This window comes from Haliscomenobacter sp. (assembly GCF_040403615.1).
In the GTDB taxonomy this organism is placed as follows: Bacteria; Bacteroidota; Bacteroidia; order Chitinophagales; family Saprospiraceae; genus Haliscomenobacter.
The window spans coordinates 1-2,276 of sequence record NZ_JBBAKG010000247.1 but is presented as its reverse complement, the minus strand read 5'-3'; the positions used below and the strand labels follow the sequence as shown (position 1 = coordinate 2,276).

Sequence of the window (2,276 nt, the reverse complement as noted above, 5' to 3'; positions counted from 1 at the left end):
AAATCTGCGAATAAATCTGCGTCAAATCTGCGCGAAATAAAAATCCACGCTTATTCCCCCCTTTCATTTGCCGGAACATCATTCCAGCGTGTATCTCTCCATTCTTTCTGTTCCTCCCGGTTCAGGAAGCTCCAGACCAACAAACGGCTGGATTTGTTGCCCTGACCCATTGGAATGATTTTCAGCTCTTTTGCCCCAAGCTTTTCGAGGGCTTTGTAAGCGCTCTTTTGGTGTGACTGCTTACCTACCAAGGTAGAGAACCAATAGCAAGACTTGGCAAACTGCTGGCTTTGGCTGATCATGATTTGCAGGAAAGCCTCTTCGCCACCTTCGCAACTCAGTTCACCGTTTTCGATACCCTGTTTGATGATCGCCTGCACGGCCTTCTTCATTTTCAGGGTGCTGGGCTTGCGCTTCGACTCTGATTCAGCTTCTTTGGCTGGAGCAATGTGGTAAGGCGGATTGCAAATCGCCAGGTCAATCTTTTCTCCATTTTGGATGATACCCTGGAAAATATCCTTCGGATTGGGCTGCAACCTGCATTCAACCCCTTCTTTCAAAAAAGCATTCGCTTCAATGATCGCATTGGCTGATTCAATGGCCACCGGGTCAATATCAGCACCAATAAACGACCACTCGTATTCTTTTCTACCGATGATGGGGTAAATGCAACTTGCCCCTACCCCAATGTCCAAACACTTGATTTTGGCCCCAGTAGGAATGACTCTATCGTTGTAGCTGCCCAACAGTTCGGCAATGTGGTGGATGTAATCCGCCCGCACTGGCGTGGCCGGAACCTGATAAGTGGCCGGAATGTCCCAGCCTTCCACACCATAATAGTGCTTCAGCAAGGCAATGTTCAACATTTTCACTGCTTCAGGATCCGTGAAGCTGATCGACTCCTCGTTGTGCATGTTCATTTTCACAAACGGTGCCAATTCCGGCAAACTTTCTACCAAGCGTTTGAAATCGTAACGCTGCTGGTGCTGGTTGCGCGGGTGAAACTTCGGGAGGTCTTTGTCTTTATCCTTGCCTTTATCTTTGGGTTTCTTGCCTTGATGGGGCAGACTCGATTGTACTTTGGCACGGTCTTTTGGCTTGGGTTTAGGCCGATCATTCGATCTGCGTTTTGGCCCATCTCCCATGTTCCGATCCGGACGCTCGCTTGAATTCCGGGAAGGCCCGTCATTCGATTTACGGCGTGGTGGTCCTTCACCTGATCTGCGTTCCGGGCGTTCGCCTGGGCCGCCATCTCTAGAATAGCCTGTGGAGTTACGTTTTGGCCGATCTTCTGAGTTTCTTTCTGGACGTTCTCCCGGCCCGCCATCTCTGGAGTAGCCAGTGGAGTTTCTTTTCGGCCGATCTTCCGAGTTTCTTTCCGGACGTTCCCCTGGCCCTCCATCTCTGGAATATCCCGTGGAGTTTCTTTTCGGCCTATCTCCTGAATTTCTTTCCGGACGCTCGTTGGAGTCTCCTTTCGGATAATCCGTTTTTTTCTTGGGGTATTCACCCGGCTTTCTTTCCGGGCGTTCGCCAGAGTCCCCTTTAGAATGGTCGGGTCTTTTCTTGGGGTTAGTGCTCGACTTTCCGGCAGGGCGATCTCCTGATCGTCCACCAGGACCTGAGCTCGTTTTACGCTTGGAAGGGCCCCCACTGGATTTCCTTTTTGGATACGCGCTGGAATTTCTTTTGGGTTTTCCTTTGGGATCCTCTTCGTTCTTTCTCGGCATAACAATTTTCCGTTTGACTAAAATTTAAGGGGCGTAAGGTAACACTTTATAATTGAATGAAATGAATTAGTTTTTGGAGTCGTATTTCTATTCATTTTTTTCTCTGAGGAATTGGAGCAAGTGACGAATTTTTCGAATGACAAATAGCCGGTCACTGAGCGTAGCCGAAGTGCCGGCTATTTGTCATTCGAAAAATTCATCACTTCTTAACGATCTTCGCCACTTCCCGCTTCTCACCACTCTGCCATTCAACCAAGTACCATCCTGCGGGCAATTCGCTCAGGTCAAAAGCATGCTGGCTTGCCAGCGGAGGCATGGCCGCTGTACGCAATGCCTGACCAGCAGTATTGCGCAATACCAAAGTAGAAGCACCCTGCTGTGGCACCCATTCTACCAGCAGTTTTTGGTCGCTTGGATTGGGATAGGTGCGAATCATCCGCAGGTTTTCTTTGCCGATTGCAGTGGGGAGCCGAGGAGCCGTCAAGCCTGGCGGAAGATTGGAAAGGGTGAAGCAGGCCAGAATTTTACTGGTCTCATCAACGACAG

The 2,276-nt window shown here is 49.6% G+C and carries 2 protein-coding genes; both read right to left on the bottom strand.

All coding sequences use genetic code 11. From position 1 onward, the window contains the following. Window positions 1-50: 50 nt before the first annotated feature. Window positions 51-1,730: a 23S rRNA (adenine(1618)-N(6))-methyltransferase RlmF gene (rlmF, locus tag ABW391_RS29310; protein WP_353485455.1), complete on the bottom strand. Its 1,680-nt coding sequence runs from the start codon at window positions 1,728-1,730 to the stop codon at window positions 51-53. Window positions 1,731-1,929: 199 nt separating this feature from the next. Further along, window positions 1,930-2,276: T9SS type A sorting domain-containing protein (locus tag ABW391_RS29305; protein ID WP_353485454.1), on the bottom strand; the 347-nt coding region annotated here is incomplete at its 5' end.